General features: G+C 56.3%; 20 protein-coding genes and 1 pseudogene. 11 read left to right on the top strand and 10 right to left on the bottom strand.

What is annotated here, in order from left to right; translation table 11 throughout:
* Positions 1 to 96 precede the first annotated feature (96 nt).
* From WLO32_RS13265 to cobT, 7 genes are all read left to right on the top strand, one after another.
* Positions 97 to 1,155: an FUSC family protein gene (locus WLO32_RS13265; RefSeq protein ID WP_435945547.1), complete on the top strand. Its 1,059-nt coding sequence runs from the start codon at positions 97 to 99 to the stop codon at positions 1,153 to 1,155.
* A 162-nt stretch (positions 1,156 to 1,317) separates the two neighbouring features.
* Positions 1,318 to 1,638: a DUF496 family protein gene (locus WLO32_RS13260; RefSeq protein WP_147402970.1), complete on the top strand. Its 321-nt coding sequence runs from the start codon at positions 1,318 to 1,320 to the stop codon at positions 1,636 to 1,638.
* A gap of 136 nt (positions 1,639 to 1,774) precedes the next feature.
* Positions 1,775 to 2,734 (top strand): adenosylcobinamide-phosphate synthase CbiB, encoded by a 960-nt coding sequence (gene cbiB, locus WLO32_RS13255; RefSeq protein ID WP_435945546.1) that lies wholly within the window; start codon positions 1,775 to 1,777, stop codon positions 2,732 to 2,734.
* An 18-nt stretch (positions 2,735 to 2,752) separates the two neighbouring features.
* Positions 2,753 to 4,282 carry a cobyric acid synthase gene (locus WLO32_RS13250; RefSeq protein WP_435948303.1) on the top strand — a complete coding sequence of 510 codons (1,530 nt, stop codon included), beginning with the start codon at positions 2,753 to 2,755 and terminating at the stop codon, positions 4,280 to 4,282.
* Positions 4,279 to 4,824 (top strand): bifunctional adenosylcobinamide kinase/adenosylcobinamide-phosphate guanylyltransferase, encoded by a 546-nt coding sequence (cobU, locus tag WLO32_RS13245; protein ID WP_435945545.1) that lies wholly within the window; start codon positions 4,279 to 4,281, stop codon positions 4,822 to 4,824. Before WLO32_RS13250 ends, cobU begins: the two co-directional genes overlap by 4 nt.
* A complete protein-coding gene (gene cobS, locus WLO32_RS13240) occupies positions 4,824 to 5,564 on the top strand; it encodes an adenosylcobinamide-GDP ribazoletransferase (RefSeq protein ID WP_435948302.1) in 741 nt (246 codons plus the stop codon). The genes cobU and cobS overlap by 1 nt, the downstream gene beginning before the upstream one ends.
* A 30-nt stretch (positions 5,565 to 5,594) precedes the next feature.
* Positions 5,595 to 6,653, top strand: a complete 1,059-nt coding sequence (gene cobT / locus WLO32_RS13235) for a nicotinate-nucleotide--dimethylbenzimidazole phosphoribosyltransferase (RefSeq protein ID WP_435945544.1) — start codon at positions 5,595 to 5,597, stop codon at positions 6,651 to 6,653.
* An 83-nt stretch (positions 6,654 to 6,736) separates the two neighbouring features.
* Here the strand turns inward: cobT and WLO32_RS13230 are convergent, their stop codons facing one another.
* Entirely contained in the window at positions 6,737 to 7,042 is a 306-nt protein-coding gene (locus tag WLO32_RS13230; protein ID WP_435945543.1) for an ArsR/SmtB family transcription factor, read from the bottom strand.
* 170 nt (positions 7,043 to 7,212) lie between these two features.
* Between WLO32_RS13230 and fusA the strand changes: the two genes are divergently transcribed.
* Positions 7,213 to 9,312 carry an elongation factor G gene (fusA, locus tag WLO32_RS13225; protein WP_435945542.1) on the top strand — a complete coding sequence of 700 codons (2,100 nt, stop codon included), beginning with the start codon at positions 7,213 to 7,215 and terminating at the stop codon, positions 9,310 to 9,312.
* Positions 9,313 to 9,364: 52 nt separating this feature from the next.
* On the opposite strand, the gene WLO32_RS13220 is transcribed toward fusA, so the two are convergent.
* The gene (locus WLO32_RS13220; RefSeq protein ID WP_435945541.1) at positions 9,365 to 9,772 is read right to left on the bottom strand and encodes a hypothetical protein; all 408 of its coding nucleotides are present in this window, start codon (positions 9,770 to 9,772) and stop codon (positions 9,365 to 9,367) included.
* A 16-nt stretch (positions 9,773 to 9,788) separates the two neighbouring features.
* Positions 9,789 to 10,427, bottom strand: a complete 639-nt coding sequence (locus WLO32_RS13215; RefSeq protein ID WP_435945540.1) for a glutamate-cysteine ligase family protein — start codon at positions 10,425 to 10,427, stop codon at positions 9,789 to 9,791.
* Positions 10,428 to 10,732: 305 nt separating this feature from the next.
* Here WLO32_RS13215 and WLO32_RS13210 point away from each other — a divergent pair, with 305 nt between their 5' ends.
* Entirely contained in the window at positions 10,733 to 11,566 is an 834-nt protein-coding gene (locus tag WLO32_RS13210; protein WP_435945539.1) for a sugar phosphate isomerase/epimerase family protein, read from the top strand.
* Positions 11,567 to 11,641: 75 nt separating this feature from the next.
* On the opposite strand, the gene WLO32_RS13205 is transcribed toward WLO32_RS13210, so the two are convergent.
* A complete protein-coding gene (locus WLO32_RS13205; protein WP_435945538.1) occupies positions 11,642 to 12,790 on the bottom strand; it encodes a dihydrodipicolinate synthase family protein in 1,149 nt (382 codons plus the stop codon).
* Between the two features lie 278 nt (positions 12,791 to 13,068).
* On the opposite strand from WLO32_RS13205, the gene WLO32_RS13200 reads away from it, so the two are divergent.
* A complete protein-coding gene (locus tag WLO32_RS13200; protein WP_435945537.1) occupies positions 13,069 to 14,202 on the top strand; it encodes an acyl-CoA dehydrogenase family protein in 1,134 nt (377 codons plus the stop codon).
* Between the two features lie 132 nt (positions 14,203 to 14,334).
* On the opposite strand, the gene WLO32_RS13195 is transcribed toward WLO32_RS13200, so the two are convergent.
* The 5 genes from WLO32_RS13195 to WLO32_RS13175 form a co-directional block, all read right to left on the bottom strand.
* Positions 14,335 to 15,996, bottom strand: a complete 1,662-nt coding sequence (locus tag WLO32_RS13195) for an electron transfer flavoprotein-ubiquinone oxidoreductase (RefSeq protein ID WP_435945536.1) — start codon at positions 15,994 to 15,996, stop codon at positions 14,335 to 14,337.
* A gap of 24 nt (positions 15,997 to 16,020) precedes the next feature.
* On the bottom strand, positions 16,021 to 16,950 hold the full coding sequence (locus WLO32_RS13190) for an electron transfer flavoprotein subunit alpha/FixB family protein (RefSeq protein ID WP_435945535.1): 930 nt from the start codon (positions 16,948 to 16,950) through the stop codon (positions 16,021 to 16,023).
* A gap of 1 nt (position 16,951) precedes the next feature.
* Positions 16,952 to 17,701, bottom strand: coding sequence for an electron transfer flavoprotein subunit beta/FixA family protein (locus WLO32_RS13185; protein ID WP_435945534.1), 750 nt, complete (start codon positions 17,699 to 17,701; stop codon positions 16,952 to 16,954).
* Positions 17,702 to 17,814: 113 nt separating this feature from the next.
* Positions 17,815 to 19,401, bottom strand: a complete 1,587-nt coding sequence (locus tag WLO32_RS13180) for a GMC family oxidoreductase (RefSeq protein ID WP_435945533.1) — start codon at positions 19,399 to 19,401, stop codon at positions 17,815 to 17,817.
* Positions 19,402 to 19,422: 21 nt separating this feature from the next.
* Complete coding sequence (locus WLO32_RS13175; protein WP_435945532.1) at positions 19,423 to 20,940, bottom strand: aldehyde dehydrogenase family protein; 1,518 nt, start codon at positions 20,938 to 20,940, stop codon at positions 19,423 to 19,425.
* A gap of 333 nt (positions 20,941 to 21,273) precedes the next feature.
* Between WLO32_RS13175 and WLO32_RS13170 the strand changes: the two genes are divergently transcribed.
* Complete coding sequence (locus WLO32_RS13170) at positions 21,274 to 21,918, top strand: TetR/AcrR family transcriptional regulator (protein WP_121267949.1); 645 nt, start codon at positions 21,274 to 21,276, stop codon at positions 21,916 to 21,918.
* Positions 21,919 to 21,939: 21 nt separating this feature from the next.
* Here the strand turns inward: WLO32_RS13170 and WLO32_RS13165 are convergent.
* Positions 21,940 to 23,449, bottom strand: a pseudogene (locus WLO32_RS13165) (acyl CoA:acetate/3-ketoacid CoA transferase).
* Between the last annotated feature and the right edge of the window lie 151 nt (positions 23,450 to 23,600).

Genomic DNA, 23,600 nt, shown 5'->3' with positions numbered 1-23,600 from the left:
TATCCGTCTTGATCTACGCCAAACGCCCGGAAGCTCGTTTTTCGGGTGTTTGCGTTTAGTCTGCTACAATCGCACTTTTGTTTTCAGGAGAAGGGTGTGCGCCCCGACAAATCACTTAGCCCGTTTGAAATTCGTGTTTACCGCCACTACCGCACGGTACACGGGATTCGCATCGCGCTGGCGTTTATTCTTACGTTTATTCTCGTACGCATGCTCAAGGTGCCTGAAGGCACCTGGCCACTGATTACCCTGGTGGTGGTGATGGGGCCCATCTCTTTTTGGGGAAACGTGGTGCCGAGGGCCTTTGAGCGCATCGGCGGCACCATTCTGGGCGCGGCGCTCGGGCTTATCGCGCTTAAGCTGGAGCTTTATTCCCTGCCGTTAATGCTGCTGTGGTGCGCCATCGCCATGTTTTTATGCGGCTTTCTGGCGCTCGGCAAACGTCCTTACCAGGCCTTGCTTATCGGCATCACGCTTTCGGTCGTCGTAGGTGCGCCGGCGGGGGATATGGAGATCGCCCTGTGGCGAAGCGGCGACGTCATTTTCGGCTCGCTGCTGGCGATGCTGTTTACCAGCATCTACCCGCAGCGGGCCTTTATCCACTGGCGTATCCAGATGGCGAACTTCGTGACCGCCTTCGGGCGCATCTATAACGCGGGCTTCTCTCCCAACCTGCTTGAGCGTCCGCGCTTAGAAAAACCGCTGCAAACCATCCTTAATGACGTTGTAAAAATGCGCGCATTGATTGGCCCTTGCAGCAAAGAAACGCGCATTCAGAAAGCGATTTTTGAAGCGATTCAGAAAGTGAGCCGCAATATGGTTTGCACGCTCGAGCTGCAAATTAACGCCTACTGGACCTCCAGGGCCAGCCACTTTTTAATGATTAACGCCCGCACGCTGCGCGACACGCAGCAGATGACGCAAAAAACCCTGAGTGCCATCGCGCTCGCCCTGCAGGAAGGCAACCCTTCCCCCATTTCCGCCAATACCGAAAAGCTCAGCGAAATTGTCAGCGAGCTGCGGCAGCTGATGCAGGAAGGGCAGGGCAGCGCGCTGCAGGAAACGCCGATCCACGGCTATGTGTGGCTAAGCCTGGAGCTGGCCCGTCAGCTGGAATTACTGTCGCAGCTTATCTGCCGCGCGCTGCGTAAATAGGCGCGCGAGCGCCCGCTTTGACGATGCTGGTTTCGATTCAGCCGTATTTGAGGTTAAGATAGGGGCAGCAACCGATAAATCATTGTCAACGGCAGCCGCTACCTTTATGGTTAGGGCAGTTGTCTTAACGAATCCGAGTATGAATTTAGCAGGGGTGTAAAAATGGAAAATACCAAGCCTTCTTTTCAGGACGTTCTGGAGTTTGTGCGTCTGTTCCGTCGCAAGAACAAACTGCAGCGTGAAATTCAGGACGTAGAGAAAAAGATCCGTGACAACTCAAAACGTGTTCTGCTCCTCGATAACCTGAGCGACTACATCAAGCCGGGCATGAGCATCGAAGCCATCCAGGGCATCATCGCCAGCATGAAGACCGACTACGAAGACCGCGTTGACGACTACATCATCAAAAACGCCGAGCTTTCCAAAGAGCGCCGCGAGATTTCCAAAAAGCTTAAAGCGATGGGTGAACTGAAGCCTGAATAAGCTTTGGTGAACATGAATCTGAAAACCGCCTGTCCGGCGGTTTTTTTACGTCTGGCGTCGCTTTCGGCGGCGTGATTTCCACACCCTTGTGTTTTTACCTTTTGATTAGAATAACGTTTCTGGCAAGGAGCGAACCTTGACGTTACTGGCATGGGCGGCGGCCTGGCTGCTGGACTACTGGCTTGGCGATCCGCCAGGCTGGCCTCATCCCGTGCGCTGGATGGGCAGGCTGATAGTCTTTATCCAGCGTATCGTCCGCAAATACTGCACCAGCGAACGGGCGTTAAAAGCAGGCGGCGGTCTGCTGTGGCTGACGGTCGTCGGCGCCAGCTGGCTACTGAGCTGGGCTATTTTGCATATGGCCTGGCTCATCAGCCCGTGGTTGGGCTGGCTGGTCGAAGTGTGGATGATCTACACCCTGCTTGCCGCGCGCTGCCTGAGCGACGCCGCGAAGGAGGTTTATTACGCTCTGCAGCAGGGCACGCTTGCGCAAAGCCGGGAAAAGCTTTCCTGGATCGTCGGGCGGGACACCTCGCGGCTCGAACGCCCGCAGATAGCCCGCGCGGCGGTGGAAACCGTGGCGGAGAACAGCGTTGACGGCGTCATTGCCCCGCTGTTTTTTCTGCTGCTGGGCGGCGCGCCGCTGGCGATGGCCTATAAAGCCATCAACACGCTTGATTCGATGGTCGGCTATAAAAATGAAAAATACCGCGCCATCGGCTATGTTTCCGCGCGAATGGACGATCTTGCCAACTATCTTCCCGCGCGGCTGGGCTGGCTGCTGCTTAGCGCTGCGGCCTGGTGTTTACGGATGGATTTCCGCCGCGCTTTACGTATCGGCTGGCGCGATCGCTACCGGCACAGCAGCCCGAACTGCGCATGGTCTGAAGCGAGCGTTGCCGGCGCGTTGGGCATCCGGCTGGGCGGCCCGAATACCTATTTCGGTCAGCGGGTGGAAAAGCCCTGGATAGGGGACGAGCTGCGCGAAATCGAAGCGAGCGATATTTTACGCGCCATCGATTTAATGATGCTGGCGTCCACGCTGGCATTGCTGTTATTTGCGCTGCTGCGCTGGTTAACGACCGGCGCGGCATAAGATTAAACAGGAGGCATGATGGGCAATGCCGTGATGATTCAGGGCACAGCTTCGGACGTCGGCAAAAGCGTGCTGACGGCAGGCCTGTGCCGCATTTTCATGCAGGACGGACTGCGGGTCGCGCCTTTTAAATCGCAGAATATGGCGCTTAATTCCGGCATTACGCCGGACGGCAAAGAGATGGGGCGCGCGCAGATTTTTCAGGCCGAAGCCGCCGGCATCGCGCCGGACGTGCGTATGAATCCCGTACTGTTAAAACCCACCAGCGACCGCAAAGCGCAGGTGGTGCTGATGGGCAAAGTCGCCGCCAGCATGGATGCCGTCGCCTATCACAATTACAAACCCCAGCTGCGCGGCCAGATTCAGGAGGTGTACCGCAGCCTTGCGGCCGAACATGAGGTGATGGTGCTGGAAGGCGCGGGCAGCCCGGCGGAAATTAACCTGCGCGACCGGGATATCGTCAATATGGGCATGGCTGAGCTGGCCGCATGCCCGGTGATTCTGGTGGCGGATATCGACCGCGGAGGCGTTTTTGCCGCGATTTACGGCACCATCGCGCTGCTGCTGGAGCATGAAAAATGGCGTGTAAAAGGCGTTATCATCAATAAGTTTCGCGGCGATAAGGCGCTGCTTTACTCGGGCATTGAACAAATCGAAGCCCTGACCGGCGTGCCGGTGCTGGGCGTGATGCCGTGGCTGAATATCGATCTGGAAGATGAAGACAGCGTGGTTTTGCAACGCGGCAAGTATGACGAGACGGCGGTAAAAGATCTGCATATCGCGGTGGTTCAGCTGCCGTATATGTCCAATTTCACCGATTTTAACGCCCTGGCGGCCCAGCCGGACGTACGCCTGCGCTATGTCAGCCGGCCGCCTGAGCTTCAGGACTGCGATCTTGTTATTCTTCCCGGCAGCAAAAATACCTTAAGCGACCTGCGCTGGCTGCGGGAGAACGGCCTGGAAAAAGCTTTGCTGGCGCACCAGCAAAAGGGCGGCGCGGTGGCGGGCATTTGCGGCGGCTACCAGATGCTCGGCAAGCATATCTTCGATTCGGTGGAGTCCGGGCTGCAGGAAATGCCGGGGATTGGCCTGCTGGACGTCATTACCCGTTTTGCCCACGAGAAAACCACTACCCGCGTAGTCGGTAAAACGCAGCCGGCGCTGCCCGGTATCTTCGGCGCCTGTGCGGGACTTAGCCTTGCAGGTTACGAGATCCATATGGGCGAAACGCAGCATGGTGCGGGGGTGGAAACTTTTGCCCGCCTGCACGAATGCAACGGCCAGCCTTACGCCTGCGAGGACGGGGCGGTAAACGCCGCGGGTAACGTGCTGGGCACCTACCTGCACGGCGTTTTCGATAACGGTGAATTTACCCGCGCGCTGCTTAACGCCCTGCGTGAACGAAAAGGTTTGCCGGCCTGGAAGGGCGAGCACTTTGATTATCAGCAGCATAAGCAGCGGCAGTTTGATATTCTCGCCGCCGCGATGCGTGAACATATTGATATCGAACGTATTTACCAGATTATGCGTGAGCATCAGGAGCCATGATGATTTTGATTACCGGCGGCGCGCGCAGCGGCAAAAGCCGCCATGCGGAGCGGCTGGCCGCCTCAAGCGAGCGCGTGCTGTACATCGCCACCTCGAAAATTTTCGATGAGGAAATGGCGGCCCGCATTCAGCATCACCGCGACTCCCGTCCGGCGCACTGGCGCACGCTGGAGCAGTACCGCGATTTAAACAGCGTTATCGGCGTGCAGAACGACCCGCAGCAGGCGATCGTGCTGGAATGCATCACCACGCTTATCACCAACGTTATGTTCGACGCGGCGGGCGATACGCCTGAGGATAAATGGGACTTTTCAGCCGTCGAGCGGCAGGTTAACCAGCAGATTGACCTGCTGCTGGCCGCCTGCGCCGCAAGCCCGGCGCCGGTCTATCTGGTGACCAACGAAGTGGGCATGGGCATTGTGCCGGAAAATCGCCTGGCCCGGCACTTTCGCGATATCGCCGGGCGGGTGAATCAACGTCTGGCGCAGCAGGCGCGGGAAGTCTGGCTGGTGGTCTCCGGGATTGGAGTAAAGATTAAATGATCTTCCGTTTATATTTTGCCACGCTGCAGTTTATGAGCCGTTTGCCGGTGCCTGGCCGCTGGTCGCAGGGGCTGGAAGTGGATCAGTACGTGCGCGGTATTATCACCTTTCCCTTCGTGGGCCTGCTGTTAGGCGCCCTTGCGGGCCTGGCGTTCACCGTGTTGCAGCCGTGGTGCGGCCTGCCGCTGGCCGCGCTGGCCTACGTGCTGGCGCTGGCATTGCTGACGGGCGGCTTTCATCTTGACGGCCTGGCCGATACCTGCGACGGCGTATTTTCGGCGCGCAGCCGGGATCGCATGCTGGAAATCATGCGCGACAGCCGTCTGGGCACGCACGGCGGGCTGGCGCTGATTATCGTGATTGTCGCTAAGGTTTTAGTCGTCAGCGAGCTCTCCCTGCGCGGCAACCCTATGCTGGCGGTGCTGGCTGCGGCCTCGGTAGCCGGACGCAGCGCCTCGGTGCTGCTGATGTACAACCAGAAATACGCAAGGGAAAAGGGCTTAGGCAATCTGTTTATCGGTAAGGTGAGCGGTAAGCAAACCGCGCTGACGCTTGCGGGCGGCGCGGCGCTTAGCCTGCTGCTTGTCCCGGCAACGGGGATATTCGCCTTCGCCGTTACGCTTGCCGCCACGGCCGGGCTGGCCTGGATGCTGCGCCGTACGCTCGGCGGGCAGACCGGCGATACGCTTGGCGCCGCCATCGAGCTTGGCGAAGTGATTTTCCTGCTGGCGCTTTTGTAGCGTCAAATTAACCCTTCAGAGAACAAACAGATGCAAACACTGGCTACGCTTCTGGCGGCAATCGCCCCTCTCGATCGCGACGCGATGCTCAACGCGCGGCGGTATATCGACGGCCTGTTAAAACCGCAGGGCAGCCTTGGCCGGCTGGAGACGCTCGCCGTGCAGCTGGCGGGCATGCCGGGCTTAAAAGACGGTCTGGATACCCGCCGTAAGGCCATTATGGTGATGTGCGCCGACCACGGGGTCTATGCGGAAGGCGTGGCGGCTGCGCCGCAGGCGGTAACCGCCATTCAGACCATGAATATGACGCGCCGCAATACCGGCGTATGCGTGCTGGGCGCGCTGGCCGGAGCCGAGGTGACGGTTGTGGACGTCGGCGTTGACAGCGAGCCGCTGCCCGGCGTGCTGAACATGAAGGTGGCGCGCGGCAGCGGCAATATCGCCACAGGCCCGGCGATGTCGCGCCGGCAGGCGGAAGATCTGCTGCTGGCCACGTCAAAACTGACGCTGATGAAAGCCGCTGAAGGCGTGCGGCTGTTTGGCGTGGGCGAACTTGGCATGGCTAACACCACGCCTGCGGCGGCGATGGTCAGCGTGTTTACCGACAGCGATCCGCTGGATACGGTGGGCATGGGCGCAAATCTGCCGGCCGACAAAATAGCCCATAAAGTCGCCGTGGTGCGCCGGGCGCTGGCGATCAACCAGCCCGACGCGGACGATGGCGTTGACGTGCTGGCCCGCCTCGGCGGCTTCGATCTGGTCGGCATGACCGGCGTGATGCTCGGCGCGGCGGCGGCGGGGCTGCCGGTGGTGCTGGACGGCTATCTCTCTTACGCCTCCGCGCTTGCCGCCTGTCGTATTGCGCCCGGCGTGCGCGACTACCTCATCCCCTCGCATTTGTCGGCGGAGAAGGGCGCGCAGCTCGCGCTCAGGCACCTGGAGCTGGAACCGTATCTGCATATGGGGATGCGTTTAGGCGAAGGCAGCGGAGCCGCGCTGGCGATGCATATCGTCGATGCGGCCTGCGCAATGTACAACCAGATGGAGACGCTGGCGGGCAGCAATATCGAACTGCCGGAAGGCAAATAGGTCAGCGGCGGGCGGCGCTTTGCTTGCCCTGCAATATTCTCAACTCAGACAGGGCGGATAAGCGAAGCGCCATCCGCCGGTTTTCACTCTTCGTGCATCACCCGTAAAAGCGTTGCCAGCAGCCCTGGAAAACGCGCATCCAGGTCTTCCTGCCGCAGGGAAATCAGATTTTCGCGTCCCTGCGGGCGCTGCCAGATGACGCCGCTGTCGCGCAGCACGCGCCAGTGGTGCGTCATCGTCGATTTCGCCACGTCCTTGCGCAGCGTGCCGCAGGCCTGTTCTCCCCGTTCCGCCAGCGTTCTGACGATATCCAGCCGCAAAGGGTTGCCCAGCGCAAAAAGCACATTTTCCAGGCGGATTTGTTCTCGTTCGGGGTGATTGGCGATCATACTCTTCCTGTCTCTGCTTGGCTTTTGCGGCCCGGTAATATACCCAAAGCCGGTGAGATTTACCTATAGATAAAATAGTTCGTATATACTCGTACAGTTGTACTATGATGTCGACACATTCAACAGCGGCAGCTTCTGTCGCTTACGGTCAAACAGACTAAGGACGCATCATGCCCCGACCCATCCCTCTCGAACGCTATCGCAACATTGGTATTTCCGCCCACATCGATGCCGGCAAGACGACGACGACCGAGCGCATTCTGTTTTATACCGGCATGAGCCATAAACTGGGCGAAGTTCACGATGGCGCAGCAACGACGGACTGGATGGCGCAGGAGCAGGAGCGCGGGATCACCATTACCTCCGCGGCGGTAAGCTGCTTCTGGCCCGGCATGGACAACGGCTTTGCGCCGCATCGTATCAATATCATCGATACGCCCGGCCACGTCGATTTCACTATTGAAGTGGAACGTTCCATGCGCGTGCTCGACGGCGCGGTGATGGTCTATGACTCGGTTGGCGGCGTTCAGCCGCAGTCCGAAACCGTGTGGCGTCAGGCCAACAAATACCATGTGCCGCGGCTGGCCTTCGTCAATAAGATGGACCGCCAGGGCGCGGACTTCTTCCGCGTGGTGCAGATGATGATTGACCGGCTGAAAGCGAATCCGGTGCCCATTGTTATCCCCATCGGCGCCGAGGATGGTTTCACCGGCGTTGTCGACCTGATCAGGATGCGCGCTATTTTGTGGGACGACGCCACGCAGGGGATGACCTTTAACTATGCGCCCGTGCCGGATGAGCTGCTTTCCACCGCGCAAAAGTGGCGTGAAAAGATGATTTCGGCGGCGGCCGAAGCTAACGAAACGCTGATGGATAAATATCTGGAAACGGGCGAGCTGGGCGAAGAGGAAATTGTCGCGGGCCTGCGTGCGCGCACCGTTGCCGGTGAAATTCAGCCGATGCTCTGCGGCAGCGCCTTTAAGAACAAGGGCGTGCAGCGTATGCTTGACGCCATAGTCGAGCTGATGCCGTCTCCGCTCGATATCCCCTCCATTCAGGGTGTGGATGAGAAAGGGCAAACGGTTGAACGTCATCCGGACGACCGCGAACCCTTCTCCGCGCTGGCCTTTAAGCTGATGACCGACCCCTACGTGGGCCAGCTGACGTTTATCCGCGTCTACTCCGGCGTGCTGAAAAAAGGCGACTCGGTATACAACCCGGTGAAAGGTAAGAAGGAGCGAATCGGGCGTATCGTGCAGATGCATGCCAACGACCGGCACGAGGTGGAAGAGCTGCGCGCCGGCGATATCGCCGCCTGCGTGGGGCTCAAGGACGTCACGACGGGCGACACGCTGTGCGATCCGAACGCCGTGGTCTCCCTGGAACGCATGGAGTTCCCGGAGCCGGTGATCTCGCTGGCCATCGAGCCGAAAACCAAAGCGGACCAGGAACGCATGGGCATCGCCCTGCAGCGGCTGGCTTCGGAAGATCCGTCGTTCCGGCTACACACCGACGAAGAGTCCGGCCAGACCATTATTTCCGGCATGGGCGAGCTGCATCTGGAGATCATCGTCGACAGGATGCGGCGCGAGTTTGGCGTGGAGGCGAATATCGGACGTCCGCAGGTGACCTACCGGGAAACCCTGCGCAAAACGGTGACGGATATCGAAGGGAAATTTGTCCGCCAGTCGGGCGGTAAAGGGCAGTATGGCCACGTGGTGTTAACCCTCGAACCGCTTGGGGCCGGCAAAGGCTTTGCTTTTGAAGACGCGACCAAGGGCGGGGTGGTGCCGCGCGAATTTATACCTTCCGTTGAGAAAGGCATCCGCGAGGCGCTGAACAACGGCGTACTGGCGGGCTATCCGGTGGTGGACGTCAAGGTGACCCTGACCTTTGGCTCGTATCATGACGTGGACTCTTCGGAGATGGCCTTCAGAATGGCGGCCATCTTTGGCTTCAAAGAGGGCGCGCGCCGGGCAAGCCCGGTCATTCTGGAACCCATCATGCACGTCGAGGTGGAAACGCCGGAAGAGTATGCCGGCAACGTGATGGGCGATCTCGCCTCACGGCGCGGCATGGTGCAGGGCATGGATGAAAGGTTCGGCAGCCATATTATTCGCGCCGACGTGCCGCTTTCAGAAATGTTTGGCTACTCGACCACGCTGCGCTCCATGTCCCAGGGACGCGCGACCTATAACATGGAGTTCCATCATTATGCGCAAGCGCCAGATAACGTGGCGGAGGCCATTATTGCGAGCCGCAGCAAATAGTTAGTCTTTAAAAAAGGCCGCTTAAGCGGCCTTTTTATCAGCAGCAGAAAAGCTACCTTTTATAGTTTCCGGGCGCTGATAACAGCATTTTTCGCATGCGATCCATCACGGTATTTAAATCCACCGCTCGCTTAATCATGCTGCGTATTCTGTCCGAATCGTTGACGCCTTTCTTTACGTATTTCGCAATGTATTGCAGAACGTAGCTGTCCTCGTCGCTACGCGTAAAAGAGGAGAGCGTTTCCACGGTGCGCAAAATATGGCCCGCCAGCGGCTGGCGTTGATTATCCGCAGGGCTGACGTAACTGGCCTGCAATCCGTCCCGGCGCGCGTTAAAAATATCGTATTTTTCAACGGCATGATGCTTTTTAACGATGTTTACCCGCTTAGCTAACAGATACTGAACCAGTATCCTGCTGTAGCCCGTCAGCATAGCCGCGTGAAATATCGTCAACGGCATATCGCATATTCTTATCTCAATCGTGCCCAGGGGCCGGCTGCGGCCTGACATACCAGTAAATATCCTTGATGCTTTTAATGATGCCGATATCGCTCAGCTCCTGGTAAAGCGCGACGAATTCGTTCCAGTTATAAATGTTTTCGATAAGCTCGCTGTTGAGAAAGGCGTTCTGCCCGGTAAAGCGCGAGCTTGAAAAGGAGGTATCCACGCCGTTAAGCCACGGCGAGGAGGCGCTTAGCGCCACCAGATGCGGCAGATAGGGGATGAGCGCGTGGCAAAGATAAATGGCCTCATCGCCATCCTGCACGCCAATGTGGATATGCTGGCCAAATACGCAGGCCATTTTGGTGATGTAGCCGTAGCGTACCGCGAGATTTTGATGGCGCTGCAGGTCGCTTATCACCTGTTCCCGCCAGTCGCCATCCAGATGGCGCCCGCCGCCCGCCACGTCGCAGCCATGTTGCCTTGCGACCTCACGCACGTTGCGCGCAAGACAGGAAAGTTCTTCATGCAGATCCAGCACCGAAGCGTGCACCGAGCTGTTCAGCTCGATCATCGACTTGGTTAGCTCAGGCTTTATCTGTTGGCTGTTTCCCATATCGGCCAGGACGCTATCAGCTTTATCCACCAGCCGGGCATCCATCCTGTCTATCAACTGGAGTTCCAGTTCGGTGCCTGTCGTAAACCGCAGCGATCGGGTAAAAGGTAGAGATACCATAATGTCCTCTGCACTGAGTTGCCGTGTGATAACCGTCGATAAAAGTGTAGGTCAGCCAGGCGCGTTTAGCAGAGGTCATTGCTTTGCGAAAAAAATCCCGCCAAATGTAACTAACAAGTTAGTTATGTGATATTAATCGTGTTTATCTAACGCCTTAATTTCTATAATTCTTTGTTAACGATCATTATTTTAAACACGTTTAGAATTGACGTTTTTTTTGCAAAAACAATGAGGTAACGGAAATGAATCAACCCGACAGTCATAAACTGTCCCTCAATACCGCAACGGTGCGGCAGCGATGGAAACTTGATCAGATCGTTGAAGGCTGCGCCCGGCATGAGATCCGCGGCATAGCTCCATGGCGCGACCAGGTACAGGCGCTGGGATTAAAAGAGTCCGCGCGGCTTATTCGCCACCACGACCTGATCCTTAGCGGCTACTGTCGGGGCGGTATGTTCCCCGGCAGCACGCCCGAGGAACGTCGTGAGAAAGCGCTGGATAATCGCCGGGCGGTGGATGAAGCGCTTGAACTTGGCGCGCCTTGTCTGGTGCTGGTGGTGGGCGGGCTTCCTGCAGGCTCCAAAGATTTGCCCGGCGCCAGGCAGCAGGTGCGCGATGGCTTAAGCGAACTGCTGGACTATGCGCGCCCGCTGGGAATGCCGCTGGCGATTGAACCTTTGCATCCCATGTATGCCGCCGAGCGCGCATGCGTAAACACGCTGGCGCAGGCTAACGATCTGTGTGACGAACTGGGGGATGAAGGGCTGGGAATCGCGGTTGATTTATATCACACCTGGTGGGACCCACAGTTCCAGCAGCAGATTGAAAGGGCGGGGCTGCGTCGGCTGCTGGCTTTTCATATTTGCGACTGGCTGGCCCCGACGACAGATATGCTATTGGATCGCGGGATGATGGGCGATGGCGTGATCGATATCAGGGGTTTTCGTCAGGCGATAGAGATGCTGGGTTATGCAGGCCTGCATGAAGTCGAAATCTTTTCACAGAACAACTGGTGGCAGCGGGACCCGGACGAAGTGCTCGCCATTTGTAAACAGCGCCACCGTGAATTTGGCTAGCGCCTGTATTTTCCCAGAGTTCGCAACTCTGGGAAAATTCGCCCAGGCGGTTTCAGGACTTACAGGCCATAAAGCTTAAGCAGGCTTTGCATGCGCTGGGTGGCAAGCTGCGGGTTCTGCAGCAGGCCCGGCCTGGTCTGCCAGGCGGAAGATCGCGGCATAATGGCTAATCTCGCGCGCGGCCTGCATCCCGCCCGCCATCGTGAAATGTTTCTGCTGGCCGTTAAGCCAGGCAAGAAACACAATGCCCGCCTTGTAATATTGCGTCGGCGCCTTAAAGATTTCCCGCGACAGGGGAACGGTTGGGTTCATCAAACGGTAGTATTCACTCTTATTGCCCTGCGCCAGCTCGTTGAGCGCGGCTGCGGCAACCGGAGCGATGGCGTCAAAAATGCCTAATAGCGCATGCGAGTAATAGCCATCTTCTCCCTCGATCAGCTCCGGATAATTAAAATCGTCGCCGGTAAACATTTTTACCTGTGATGGCAGGCGTTTACGGAAAGCGATCTCTTTTTCCTTACTCAGCAGCGAAATCTTAATGCCCTCAACTTTGTCAACGTTGTTTGAGATGATCTCAAGTACGGTATCGGCGGCGGTTTCAAACGCCGTCGAACCCCAGTAGCCGGTCAGCGCCGGATCAAACATATCGCCCAGCCAGTGCAGGATAATTTTATCTTTGCTTTGTTCAAGCAGGCGGTTATACACGGCGAGATAATCCTGCGGCGTTTTTGCCACTTTCGCCAGCGCCCGGCTGGCCATCAGAATAATTTTCCCGTTGTGTTTTTCCACCAGCTCCATCTGTTCTTCATAAGCCGCAATCACCTGTGCAAGCGTCGTAGCTTCGGCCGCCTCCAGCTGATCGGTTCCCACGCCGGCGGCAAGGTCGGCGCCCGGCACCGTTTTCGCTTCCTGTAGCGTACGGACAATCAGCTCCCTGGCGATGTCCCAGCTTATTCCCATGCCGCGTTGGGCGGTGTCCATCGCCTCGGCAATATTGAATCCCAGGCGCCAGAGATGATGCCGATAGGCCAGCGTCGAATCCCAGTCGACGCGCGGGTTTTTTAGCCAGTCCGCTCCCTGGTGCTGAGGATCTATGACCACGTGTGCGGCGGCATAGGCGATACGATTAAAAGCAGGTGTAATAGCGATAGCGCGTTCTTCTGTAGTCAGCAGACGATAATCAGCGATGATGCCTTCAGGCGTTGGCAGATGAATATTCAGCATGTTTTTTCCTTCGTTAAGTATCTATTTAGTTACTTGTTATGTTTACTTTTCGACCCATGAAAAGTCAAGATACAAAAGGCTAAAGTGATAACCCGGACTGCTTCCCGTAGCCGGGTTACCGCCTTTGATGTGAATAATTGTCGGCGAGTTAACAACAATTATTTAACAGGATTGACATCAATATCTATCCATTGTAGTAACTATCTAGTTATTTATTTATTATATTCAGGCGTCGCTGCGGGGCAGCGATGCGACCAATAGCTGGCAGGAGGACGACCATGTATTTGACTGAAACCCATCAACAGATCCGCGAAATGACCCGCAAGTTTGCCGACGAAGTGATTCGCCCTCAGGCCGAAGAGCTGGATCGCGAAGAACGCTTTGCCGGCGAGATTTATCAGCAAATGGGCGAGCTGGGGCTTTTTGGCATCACCGTTCCGGAAGAGTACGGCGGGGTAGGTCTGGATGCGGTAGCCTATGCCGTGGTGATGGAAGAGCTGTCCCGCGGTTATGCTTCCATCGCCGACCAGTGTGGGCTGGTGGAGCTGCTGGGAACGCTGCTGTCAAAATACGGTAATGCCGAACAGCGCGAACAGTGGCTGCCGGGGTTGTTAAGCGCGTCTGTTAAAGGCGCTTATTGCATCACCGAAGCCGGGGCTGGTTCTGACGTCTCCGGCATTAAAACCACCGCTACGCGTACCGAGGACGGCTGGGTGCTAAGCGGCAGCAAGCTGTGGATCCATAATGCGCCGGTGGCCGATGTCGCCTTCGTACTTGCGCGCACGGATAAAGAAGCCGGCCATCGCGGTATGAGCATCTTTATTGTCGACTGCTCCCGCGAAGGGGTTTCCCGTGGCGCAAAAGAACACAAAATGGGGCAGCGCTCCTCGCAGGTCGGCGAGTTACACTTCAACCAGGTAAAACTGCCGGCCCAGGCGCTGCTGGGGCCTGAAAACCGCGGCTTCCATATTATGATGAGCGTGCTGAATAAAGGCCGCGTGGGCATCGGTGCGCTGGCGGTAGGCATTGCGCGCGCCGGGCTTGAAGCGGCCATTGAGTATGCGAAACAGCGCGAACAGTTCGGTAAACCTATCGCTGATTTCCAGGGCGTGCAGTTTATGCTGGCGGATATCGCCAAAGACACCGAAGCCGCGCGTCTGCTGGTGCACAGCGCGGCGTATAAAATTGACACCGACGCGCCGGATACCTCAATTGCCTGCTCGATGGCTAAATGCTTTGCTGGCGATGCCGCGGTGCTTCACAGCGGTAATGCGGTGCAAATCTTTGGCGGCGGCGGTTACATTCGCGGCGTTGAGGTGGAGCGTCTGTATCGCGATGCCAAAATCACCCAAATCTATGAAGGTACTAACCAGATCCAACGCATGATTATCGGCCGTAATCTACTGGCGTAGCGCCGGATAAAGAAGGTTGAGCACCCCTGACGGGGTGCTTTTTTTTGCGTGTAATGCGGGGCGGGCAGAGGGAAGGGTGGATATCGCACGCAAAGAAAACCCCGGCGCTTGCCGGGGCTGAAAGTCGTAACATCACATATTAGGATAGTTGGGGCCGCTTCCCCCTTCCGGCACCGTCCAGACGATATTCTGGAAAGGATCTTTAATATCGCAGGTTTTACAGTGCACGCAGTTCTGCGCGTTTATCTGTAATGCAGATTTGCCTTCTAAGGCGATGATTTCATAAACGCCCGCCGGGCAATAGCGCTGCGCCGGCTCGGCAAAAAGCGGCAGCGTTTCCCGCACGGACAGTCCGGCATCTTTCAGTTTAAGATGGCAAGGCTGATCCTCATCATGCGACGTATTAGCCAGATATACGGAAGAGAGCTTGTCAAAGCTCAGCTGGTTATCCGGCTTCGGATAGGCGATCGGCGTGCTTTGTTCAGCGCAGCGCAGCTGCAGATGATCCGCTTTTCTGTCATGCAACGTAAACGGCAGCTTTCCTTTAAACCAGTTTTGCTCGATATAGTTGAATGCGCCGCCCAGCAGGGTGCCGAAACGGTGCAATGACGGCCCAAAATTGCGCGACCGGCGCAGCTCTTCTCCGATCCATGATTCGCTAAACGCCTGCGCGAAACCGCTAAGATCTCTTTTCTCACCGGGAGTAGCCGTTAAGGCCTGATATACCGTTTCTGCCGCCAGCATCCCGCTTTTCATTGCCGTATGGCTGCCCTTAATCTTGGCGAAGTTAAGCGTCCCCGCGTCGCAGCCAATCAGCAGTCCACCGGGGAAATGCATTTTCGGCAGCGCGTTGATACCCCCTTTAGTAATGGCGCGCGCTCCGTAAGATATACGTTTCCCGCCGCTCAGGGTTTCGCTAAAGGCCGGGTGGTGCTTCATGCGCTGAAACTCATCGAACGGGCTTAGCCAGGGATTGCGGTAGTTGAGATCGACAATCAGCCCAACCACGACCTGGTTGTTTTCCGTATGGTAGAGAAAGCTACCGCCCGATGTTTCGCCGTTAAGCGGCCAGCCGGAGGCGTGTATAACGCGGCCGGGCTGGCTTTTTTCCGGCGCGATCTCCCACAGCTCCTTAATACCAATCGCGTAATGCTGCGGGTCGGAATCGGCATCAAGCTGATAATTGGCGATTAGCTGTTTGCCCAGATGACCGCGGCAGCCTTCGGCGAAGAGCGTATATTTCGCCAGCAGGTTCATACCCGGCGTAAAACCGGGTTTTTCTTCCCCTTTAGCATTGAGCCCCATATCGCCGGTCGTGACGCCAGCTACCGCGCCCGCATCATCATAGAGAATGCTGGCGGCGGCGAAGCCCGGAAAAATATCCACCCCCAGCGACTCGGCCTGCCGGGCGAGCCAGCGGCAAAAATCCGCCAGGCTGATGACATAATTACCTTCGTTGTGCATCGGAGCAGGGATAAAAGCGGCGGGGATCTTCCAGAACCTTTCGGCATCGCGTAACAGCAACAGCTCGTCTTCAGCGACGGCGGTATTCAGCGGCGCGCCGAGCTGCTGCCAGTCAGGAAAAAGCTCGTTGAGCGCCCGGGGCTCAAATACCGCTCCGGAAAGAATATGCGCGCCAATCTCGGCGCCTTTTTCAATAACGCAAACGCTCAGCTGGCGATCTTCTTCTCGCGCCATCTGCATCAGCCGGCAGGCTGCCGACAGCCCGGCAGGGCCGCCCCCGACAATGAGGACGTCGAATTCCATCGTTTCACGTTCCACCATAACCTCCATCTTTCGTTGCCTGCCCCTTGGTAATCAGAGTTTTGCTACCAGCTGCGGGACAATCTCGAACAGATCGCCCACCAGGCTGTAATCCGCGATTTTGAAAATCGGCGCTTCTTCGTCACTGTTAATGGCAACGATGACTTTGGCATTGCTCATCCCCGCCAGGTGTTGGATCGCGCCGGAGATACCCACCGCGATATAGAGATCGGGCGCAACAATCTTACCGGTCTGTCCAACCTGCAGATCGTTAGCGACCATACCTGCGTCAACGGCGGCCCGCGATGCGCCGACCGCGCCGTGCAGCTTGTCGGCAAGCTGTTCGATCAGCGCAAAGTTTTCGCGGCTGCCTAACGCCCGGCCGCCGGAAACTACTACGCGCGCGGTAGACAGCTGAGGACGGTCTGACTGCGCCAGCTCTTCGCTAATGAAGTCAGCGCCCGGCTGGTTAACGACATCGCTTACCTCTTCAATCGGCGCTGAGGATTCCCCGCTTTGGGCCGCCGGGAAACTGGAGGCGCGGACGGTCAGCACCACCAGCTTATCGTGGCTCTCGACGGTGGCGATGGCGCTGCCTGCATAGATTGGGCGTCTGAAGACGCTGGGACTGATAACCGAAATCACATCGGAAATTTGCGCAACGTCGGCCAGCGCCGCCACGCGGGGCAGGATATTTTTACCATTTGAGTTGGCGACGGCGAGGATATGGCTGTAACCCTCGCGCAGGGAGAGAATCAGCGCGGCAACGTTTTCGGCCAGCTGATTTTTACAGGCGGCGTTGTCCGCCAGCAATACTTTTGACACGCCCGCAATGCGCGCCGCTTTTTCCGCTACCGCGCGGCAATTTTCGCCCGCCACCAGCAGGGTAATGTCGCCGCCAAGCTCCCGGGCGGCGCTGACGGCGTTAAAGGTCACCGCGTTGAGCTGGTTATTGTCATGTTCGACGAGAAGTAGAGTAGCCATATCAAATCACCTTCGCTTCGTTTTTCAGCTTGTTCAACAGTTCATCCACGCTATCGACGCGTACGCCTGCCTCGCGCACCGGCGGGGCTTCTACTTTTAACAGCGTCGTGTGCGGAGGTAGTTCAAGGTCATATTCCTCAACCGGCCTGATGCTGAGCGGCTTCTTCTTGGCCTTCATCATGTTGGGCAGGGAGGTATAGCGCGGTTGGTTAAGACGCAGGTCGGTAGTGATGATGGCCGGGAGCGACAGGGACAGGGTTTGCAGGCCGCCGTCAATCTCACGCGTAACGATAGCCCGGTCATTATCAATGCCAACTTCTGCGGCGAAGGTTCCCTGCGGATAGCCGCAAAGCGCGGCGAGCATCTGCCCGGTTTGGTTGTTGTCGCCGTCTATAGACTGTTTCCCCATCAGGATCAACGACGGCTGTTCCTGTTCGACGACTTTCGCCAGCAGCTTCGCCAGGTTAATTGGTTCAAGGGCCTGCTCGGTGGAGATTAACAATGCACGATCGGCGCCCATGGCTAACGCGCTGCGCAGCTGTTCCTGGGCGATTTCCGGACCGATAGTCACCACCACAATCTCACTAGCCAGCCCTTTCTCTTTCAGGCGAATGGCTTCTTCAACCGCAATCTCGCAGAAAGGGTTGAGCGCCATTTTCGCGTTGGCCAGATCGAGCTGGCTGCCATCGCTTTTAACCCTGATTTTTACGTTATGATCGACAACGCGTTTAACGGGGACGAGAATTTTCATCGCTACCTCTCGGGATGTTTTCACATGTTTTTTTCAATTTAAGTAAATAACTATTTAGTTATTTAATCAACCGATTTTTGCCCATGGATAAGCACATGGGCAGCAATTTGTGATCAGTTCGACGCGATAATCAGATCGCTTGCTTTCTCTGCAATCATAATCGTCGGCGCATTGGTATTGGAGCTGACCAGGCTTGGCATCACCGAGGAGTCCACCACGCGCAGCCCCTCGATACCCCGGACGCGTAACTGCGTATCAACGACCGCCATCTCGTCGATTCCCATTTTGCAGGTTCCCACAGGGTGATAGCAGGTGCGCGCAAAATTGCGGATGTAGTTTTCCAGATCCCTGTCGCTTTGCGCCTCGCTGCCGGGCATATGCTCACGGCGAATATAGGGCGAGAACGCGCTTTGCTGCATGATATTGCGCATCAGCTTGCATCCCTCAACGGTCATTTTCAGATCGTAAGGATCGCTGAGGTAGTTTGGATCGATGAGCGGGGCGTCGCTGGAGTCTGCGGTTCGCAAAGTCACCCGGCCACGGCTGCGCGGACGCAGAAAATAGCTGTTGATAGTGACGCCCGAACCGGAAGGCACCGGTTCGATACCGGCTTCTACGCCCGCGCCCGCCAGGAAATGGATTTGCGTATCCGGATTAACGGACTGCTTATCGGCATACCAGAACGCGCCGCCTTCAACAATATTCGAGCACACCGGCCCTTTGCGGAACAGCATATATTCCAGCCCGGCCCACAGCATCCAGTGCGTCTTTTTGTACTTGTCGTAGCTAAGGGCGTTGCTGAGTTCGAAGATCAGATCGACGCCAAGATGGTCCTGCAGGTTCTCTCCAACGCCGGGCAGATCCACCGCCACCGAAATCCCTTTTTTCGTCAGTTCATCCGCCGCGCCAATGCCCGAAAGCTGCAGCAGTTTAGGCGAACCAATTGCGCCGGCGCTAACGATAACTTCGCGGCTGGCGTGCAGTAGCAGCCGCTTACCGTCCTGATAAATCTCCACGCCGACGGCGCGATTGTTATCGATTATCAGACGTGAAATATGGCAGCCGGTTTTAATGGTGAGATTACCTCGTCGGCCCGCGTCTTTAAGATAACCCACCGCCGCAGAACAGCGGCGGGCGTTACGGGTAGTGGTTTGATACAGACCGCAGCCGGCCTGCGTGGCGCCGTTGAAATCAGGATTATAGGGCAGACCCGCCTGCTGACAGGCTTTGCTAAAAGTTTTGCTCATCAGGTTGGCGCTGACCGGGCTGGAAACGCCCAGAGGTCCGCCCGAGCCGTGCCAGGCATCTGAAAAAGTATCGTTATCTTCGGATTTAATGAAATAGCGCTGAATATCGGCAAACGACCAGCCTTCGCAGCCTTCTTCCGCGGCCCAGCGATCGTAATCCGAGGGCGTGCCGCGGGTGAACACTTCGGCGTTGATTGAGCTGCCGCCTCCCAGCACGCGCCCCTGAGCAAACAGCAGTTCCCGGTTGCCAAGCTGAGGCTGGGATACGGTTTTATAACCCCAGGTCAGCGGCCCGGCGGTAAGTTTGCTAAAGCCGACGGGCAAATGGATATAAGGGTTGCTGTCCTTCGGGCCTGCCTCAACCAGCAATACCTTACAGTCGGCGTTTTCGCTTAAGCGTGACGCGAGAACGCTACCCGCCGAACCGCCGCCAATAATAATGAAGTCGTACATGTCTGATCCCCTGCCCAAAAATCATTCAGCGAGCCATTTGGCGCGCTGGCCTAACTGGATATGCACGGATTTAATTTCGGTATATTCATCAAGGCCGTAGCTGCCGCTTTCGCGTCCGATGCCCGATTGCTTAAAGCCGCCGGAAGGCAGTTCAGGGCCGCCGGCGATAGTGGTATTCACCCACAGTCTGCCCGCTTTCAGATCGCGGAATCCCTGGACCGCTTTATCCAGGTTGGAGGTCCAGACGCTGGCCGCCAGCCCGTAACAGGTATCATTGGCAATCCTGATGGCCTCTTCATAGCTGTCAAAAGGCGTTACGCAAAGCACCGGCCCGAAGATCTCTTCGCGGAAAACGGTCATCTCCGGGGTAACATCATCAAAAATAGTGGGTTCGATAAACAGGCCTTTGTCGGTCTTAACCGCGTGGCCGCCGGTAAGCAGCCGGGCTCCCTCTTTTTTTCCCTGCTCGATATAGCCCAGCACGGTCTGGTAGTGTTTCTCGGTGATAATCGCGCCAATCTGCGTGCTTTCATTTAGCGGGTCGCCGCTTTGCACTTTCTTCGCGCGTTCAACCAGCTTCCGGCAGAATTCTGCATGGATTGAACGTTCAACCAGCAAACGGCTGCCGCTTACGCAGCACTGCCCGGTATTGAACAGGAAGCCAAATAACGTGCCGTCGAGGGCCGCGTCCATATCGGCATCGGCGAAAACGACCTGCGGGTTTTTGCCGCCCAGCTCCAGCCCCAGACGCTTAATATTTTTTGCCGAAGCCTGCAGGGCCATCTGGCCGACGGCGGTGGAACCGGTAAAGGACACCATGTCGATGTCGCTATGCTCGGTGATGCGTTGACCCACTACCGAACCGCTGCCGGTCACGACGTTAAACACGCCGTCAGGCAGGCCCGCTTCTTTAAGAATCCCCGCCAGCAGCAGCGTGGTGCCGGAGGTGATTTCGGCGGCTTTCGCCACCAGCGTACAGCCCGCCGCCAGAATATAGGGGTAACGCTCCGCGCCGATAAAGAAAGGGAAGTTCCACGGCGTAATAACGCCGACTACGCCGATGGGTTCGCGCGTAACCAGACCCAGCATATTGTCGCCGAGGTTATTAAAGCTGTCGCCGTTAACGCTGCGCGCCAGCCCGGCCGCATATTCCCAGATATCCGCCGCGCCCTGGATCTCGCCGCGGGACTGGGTAAGGGGCTTACCGGTTTCCAGCGTTTCGAGCAGCGCCAGCTCGGCCAGGTTCTCACGAATGAGCTGCGCGGTTTTCAGCATAACCGCTGCCCGCGCGCCGCCGCTGATACGCGACCATGTGCCGGAGTCAAAGGCTCCGCGGGCGGCTTTTACCGCGTCATCAACGTCCTCGGCGGTTCCGGCCGGATAAGTGCTAACCACACTATCGTGCGCCGGGCTTTTACGGACAAAACTTTCGCTGCTATGACCCTTGGTCCATTTGCCGTTGATGAACATCTGAAATTCACGTGCTTTTTCAGGCAGCAAAGGGTGGTTAACGTCTACATGATGAAATGTATTGCTCATAATCCTCTTTCCCATAGTTCATAGCATTCCTTACCGGTCGGTAAGAGCCTGTGCGTGTTAATGGTCATCCTGCGCGGTTTGTGCTGAAGGCTGGCAAGATAAAAAGAATGTTAATTACTCTTATCCAACTGTTTTAAATACATAAAAAATAATTTATATAACTATATAGTTACATATGTTAGCACGGTGTTTTTGCCTTGGATAAGGAATCGCCATTACTTGTAATGAAATTGTTAAGCGGCTTGCAGAAAGGATATTACGCAAAAATTTTTCTTGATTTCCGCCAATGAGTAAGGGTTAATCATCAGCCAGATCCGCAACCAAAATGATGTAATGATTAAATCAGCTTCTGAAAAAACAGCACAGGTCCGCGACCCTATTGCGACACAAAACCGGATCCTGAAAGCGGCGAAACGAGAGTTCGCGCAAAAAGGGCTCGGCGGCGCGCGCATTGACGTGGTTGCTGAAAAGGCAAAGTCAAATAAACGAATGATTTATCACTATTTTGGTAGCAAGGAGCAGCTTTTCCAGAAGGTTGTTGAAGACTCCTATCTTGATATCCGCGCCGCTGAAAAAAAATTAAATCTCGAAAGCCTGGAGCCGCAGGAAGCGGTCGAAACGCTGGTCAGATTTACCTGGAATTACTACCTGAAAAACCCGGAGTTTCTGACGCTGGTAAACAGCGAGAATCTTCATCGCGCCGTGCACCTGAAAAAATCGGTGGCGATTAAATCCGCGCAGAAATCCATGGTGACGCTAATGCAGGGTATTCTCGAGCGCGGCGTTGAGCAGGGGGTTTTCAGAGCGGGTGTCGATGCTGAGCAGCTGGTGATTACCATAGCGGCGGTAAATTACTATTACTTTAATAATAAGTATACCGGCGCCATTTTGTTTGACCGCAATTTTATGGATGCGGATTCCCTGCAGCAGCGCCTTGATTTCAACGTCGAAACGATAATGCGGATATTACAGCCCTGATACCCGCATTATCTTTACGATTCAGAGAGATACAGTAGCGGGGTAAACGACTTTTGGACTAAATTGCATACGCTGTAAAATATCCTCTTCAAGGTTAACCCCGCTGACCACCGCAATCAGCTCCACGCCTTCTTCCGTCAGTTTGAAAACGGCGCGTTCCGTGACATACAGTACTTCCTGCCCGCGTTTAATGGCCTCAGGCCCGCTGAAGGTGATATGTCGAACCTTCTGCACCAGTTTGGGAATCTGGCCGTGAGATTCGATTTGTAAACGGTCGCCCTGCTGGCAAACCTGCAAGCCTTTTGCTTCGAAGGTGCCGCAGAAGACCACTTTTTTGGCTCCGCAGGTAATATCAATGAAGCCGCCGGGCCCCGACGATGGTATCGCCAAGCTGCGAGACGTTGACGTTGCCTTCAGCGTCCATTTCGCCCATTCCCAAAAAGGTAATGTCCAGACCGCCGCCGCAAAACAGATCGAACTGATCGAGAGAGCTGACGATGGCGTGGGGATATTTTGCCGCACCGAACAGTGCGCCATCAAGAAGCTGGCCGTTATGTATGCCTTGCTCCACCATCTGCCAGCAGGAGCTTACCAGGGATTTTTCCGCCATCGCCGGGATGCCGCCGGGAATACCGAACCCGTAATTGACGCGCATATTGGGTTGCAGTTCACGCACCGCCAGCCCTGAAATCAGGCGGCGAATGCCTTCCGCAGGCTCTTCGAGCGGATATTCATCCGGCGGCGCGACCTGACCGGAAATGGCCGGATCGTATTCGGCGAGGTAGCTTTGCCACTGCGCAGGGCACTCCACGATATGGTCAATCATCACGCCGGGTACCGTCACTTTACGGGCCGGCACAAAGTGTTCGCTGGCGGTCGATTTCACCTGAGCGATCACCATGCCGTTATTATTGTGCGCGGCTAACGCCACCGCGTAGGTATCCAGCTCGGCCGGCTCTTCGCTGGTGGAAATATTGGCGACCACATCCGCCTGTGAACCATGAATCACCGCCACATCGACCTTGAACGGCTTGTAATGGAGCCAGGTTTCACCGTCGAGTTCGATGCGAGAAACGATATCTTCGCAGGTGATATCGTTGCACTTTCCGCCGCTGATAAGCGGATCGACAAAGGTGCCCAGACCCACGCTTGAAATGACGCCCGGACGACCGGCGCCGCTTTCGCGATACAGCGTCATGATTATTCCGGTGGGTAAACAATAGGCTTCGATTTCATTGTCACGCGCCATTTTTTGTAGCTCGGATGACCAGGACCAGTGCCCGCCGATGACCCTTTTTACCAGCCCCGGGATAGCCAGACGACCCAGGCCCGATCCCTTACCGTTGCCGATGCCTAAGGCATGAATAAGGGTGAGATTGCGGGGGTGTCCGGTTTCACGATAGCGCGTCGCGATGGCCGCCATGACATAGTCCGACTCCAGCAGACCGCCTCCCGATCCGGTGAAGGCAACGGTTGAATTATCTTTAATCAAAGCAACGGCTTGATCGACGCTTTTCAGTTTGCCATGCATTCTCGCTATCCTCTTTGTAATTCACAACACAATAAAGTAACTAGTTAGTTACAATTACAGAAAAAAAATAAAGGATCAACGTAATTAATGGCGCTTTGTTACCCAGATAACATTTTCACAACATTGCCTCTGTTATAACTATCTTGTTAGT

Origin of the sequence: Dryocola mayonis (genome assembly GCF_051307045.1) — a bacterium.
In the GTDB taxonomy this organism is placed as follows: domain Bacteria; phylum Pseudomonadota; class Gammaproteobacteria; order Enterobacterales; family Enterobacteriaceae; genus Dryocola.
The sequence above is the reverse complement of the archived record's forward strand: the minus strand, read 5'-3'. Positions and strand labels throughout refer to the sequence as shown.

What these genes read in the sequence shown, in the direction of transcription:
- WLO32_RS13260 (WP_147402970.1), top strand. Translation starts at nt 1,318, where the DNA reads ATGGAAAATACCAAGCCTTCTTTTCAGGACGTTCTGGAGTTTGTGCGT.
- WLO32_RS13250 (WP_435948303.1), top strand. Translation starts at nt 2,753, where the DNA reads ATGGGCAATGCCGTGATGATTCAGGGCACAGCTTCGGACGTCGGCAAA.
- cobU (WP_435945545.1), top strand. Translation starts at nt 4,279, where the DNA reads ATGATGATTTTGATTACCGGCGGCGCGCGCAGCGGCAAAAGCCGCCAT.
- cobT (WP_435945544.1), top strand. Translation starts at nt 5,595, where the DNA reads ATGCAAACACTGGCTACGCTTCTGGCGGCAATCGCCCCTCTCGATCGC.
- WLO32_RS13230 (WP_435945543.1), bottom strand. Translation starts at nt 7,042, where the DNA reads ATGATCGCCAATCACCCCGAACGAGAACAAATCCGCCTGGAAAATGTG.
- fusA (WP_435945542.1), top strand. Translation starts at nt 7,213, where the DNA reads ATGCCCCGACCCATCCCTCTCGAACGCTATCGCAACATTGGTATTTCC.
- WLO32_RS13220 (WP_435945541.1), bottom strand. Translation starts at nt 9,772, where the DNA reads ATGCCGTTGACGATATTTCACGCGGCTATGCTGACGGGCTACAGCAGG.
- WLO32_RS13210 (WP_435945539.1), top strand. Translation starts at nt 10,733, where the DNA reads ATGAATCAACCCGACAGTCATAAACTGTCCCTCAATACCGCAACGGTG.
- WLO32_RS13205 (WP_435945538.1), bottom strand. Translation starts at nt 12,790, where the DNA reads ATGCTGAATATTCATCTGCCAACGCCTGAAGGCATCATCGCTGATTAT.
- WLO32_RS13200 (WP_435945537.1), top strand. Translation starts at nt 13,069, where the DNA reads ATGTATTTGACTGAAACCCATCAACAGATCCGCGAAATGACCCGCAAG.
- WLO32_RS13195 (WP_435945536.1), bottom strand. Translation starts at nt 15,996, where the DNA reads ATGGAGGTTATGGTGGAACGTGAAACGATGGAATTCGACGTCCTCATT.
- WLO32_RS13190 (WP_435945535.1), bottom strand. Translation starts at nt 16,950, where the DNA reads ATGGCTACTCTACTTCTCGTCGAACATGACAATAACCAGCTCAACGCG.
- WLO32_RS13185 (WP_435945534.1), bottom strand. Translation starts at nt 17,701, where the DNA reads ATGAAAATTCTCGTCCCCGTTAAACGCGTTGTCGATCATAACGTAAAA.
- WLO32_RS13180 (WP_435945533.1), bottom strand. Translation starts at nt 19,401, where the DNA reads ATGTACGACTTCATTATTATTGGCGGCGGTTCGGCGGGTAGCGTTCTC.
- WLO32_RS13175 (WP_435945532.1), bottom strand. Translation starts at nt 20,940, where the DNA reads ATGAGCAATACATTTCATCATGTAGACGTTAACCACCCTTTGCTGCCT.
- WLO32_RS13170 (WP_121267949.1), top strand. Translation starts at nt 21,274, where the DNA reads ATGATTAAATCAGCTTCTGAAAAAACAGCACAGGTCCGCGACCCTATT.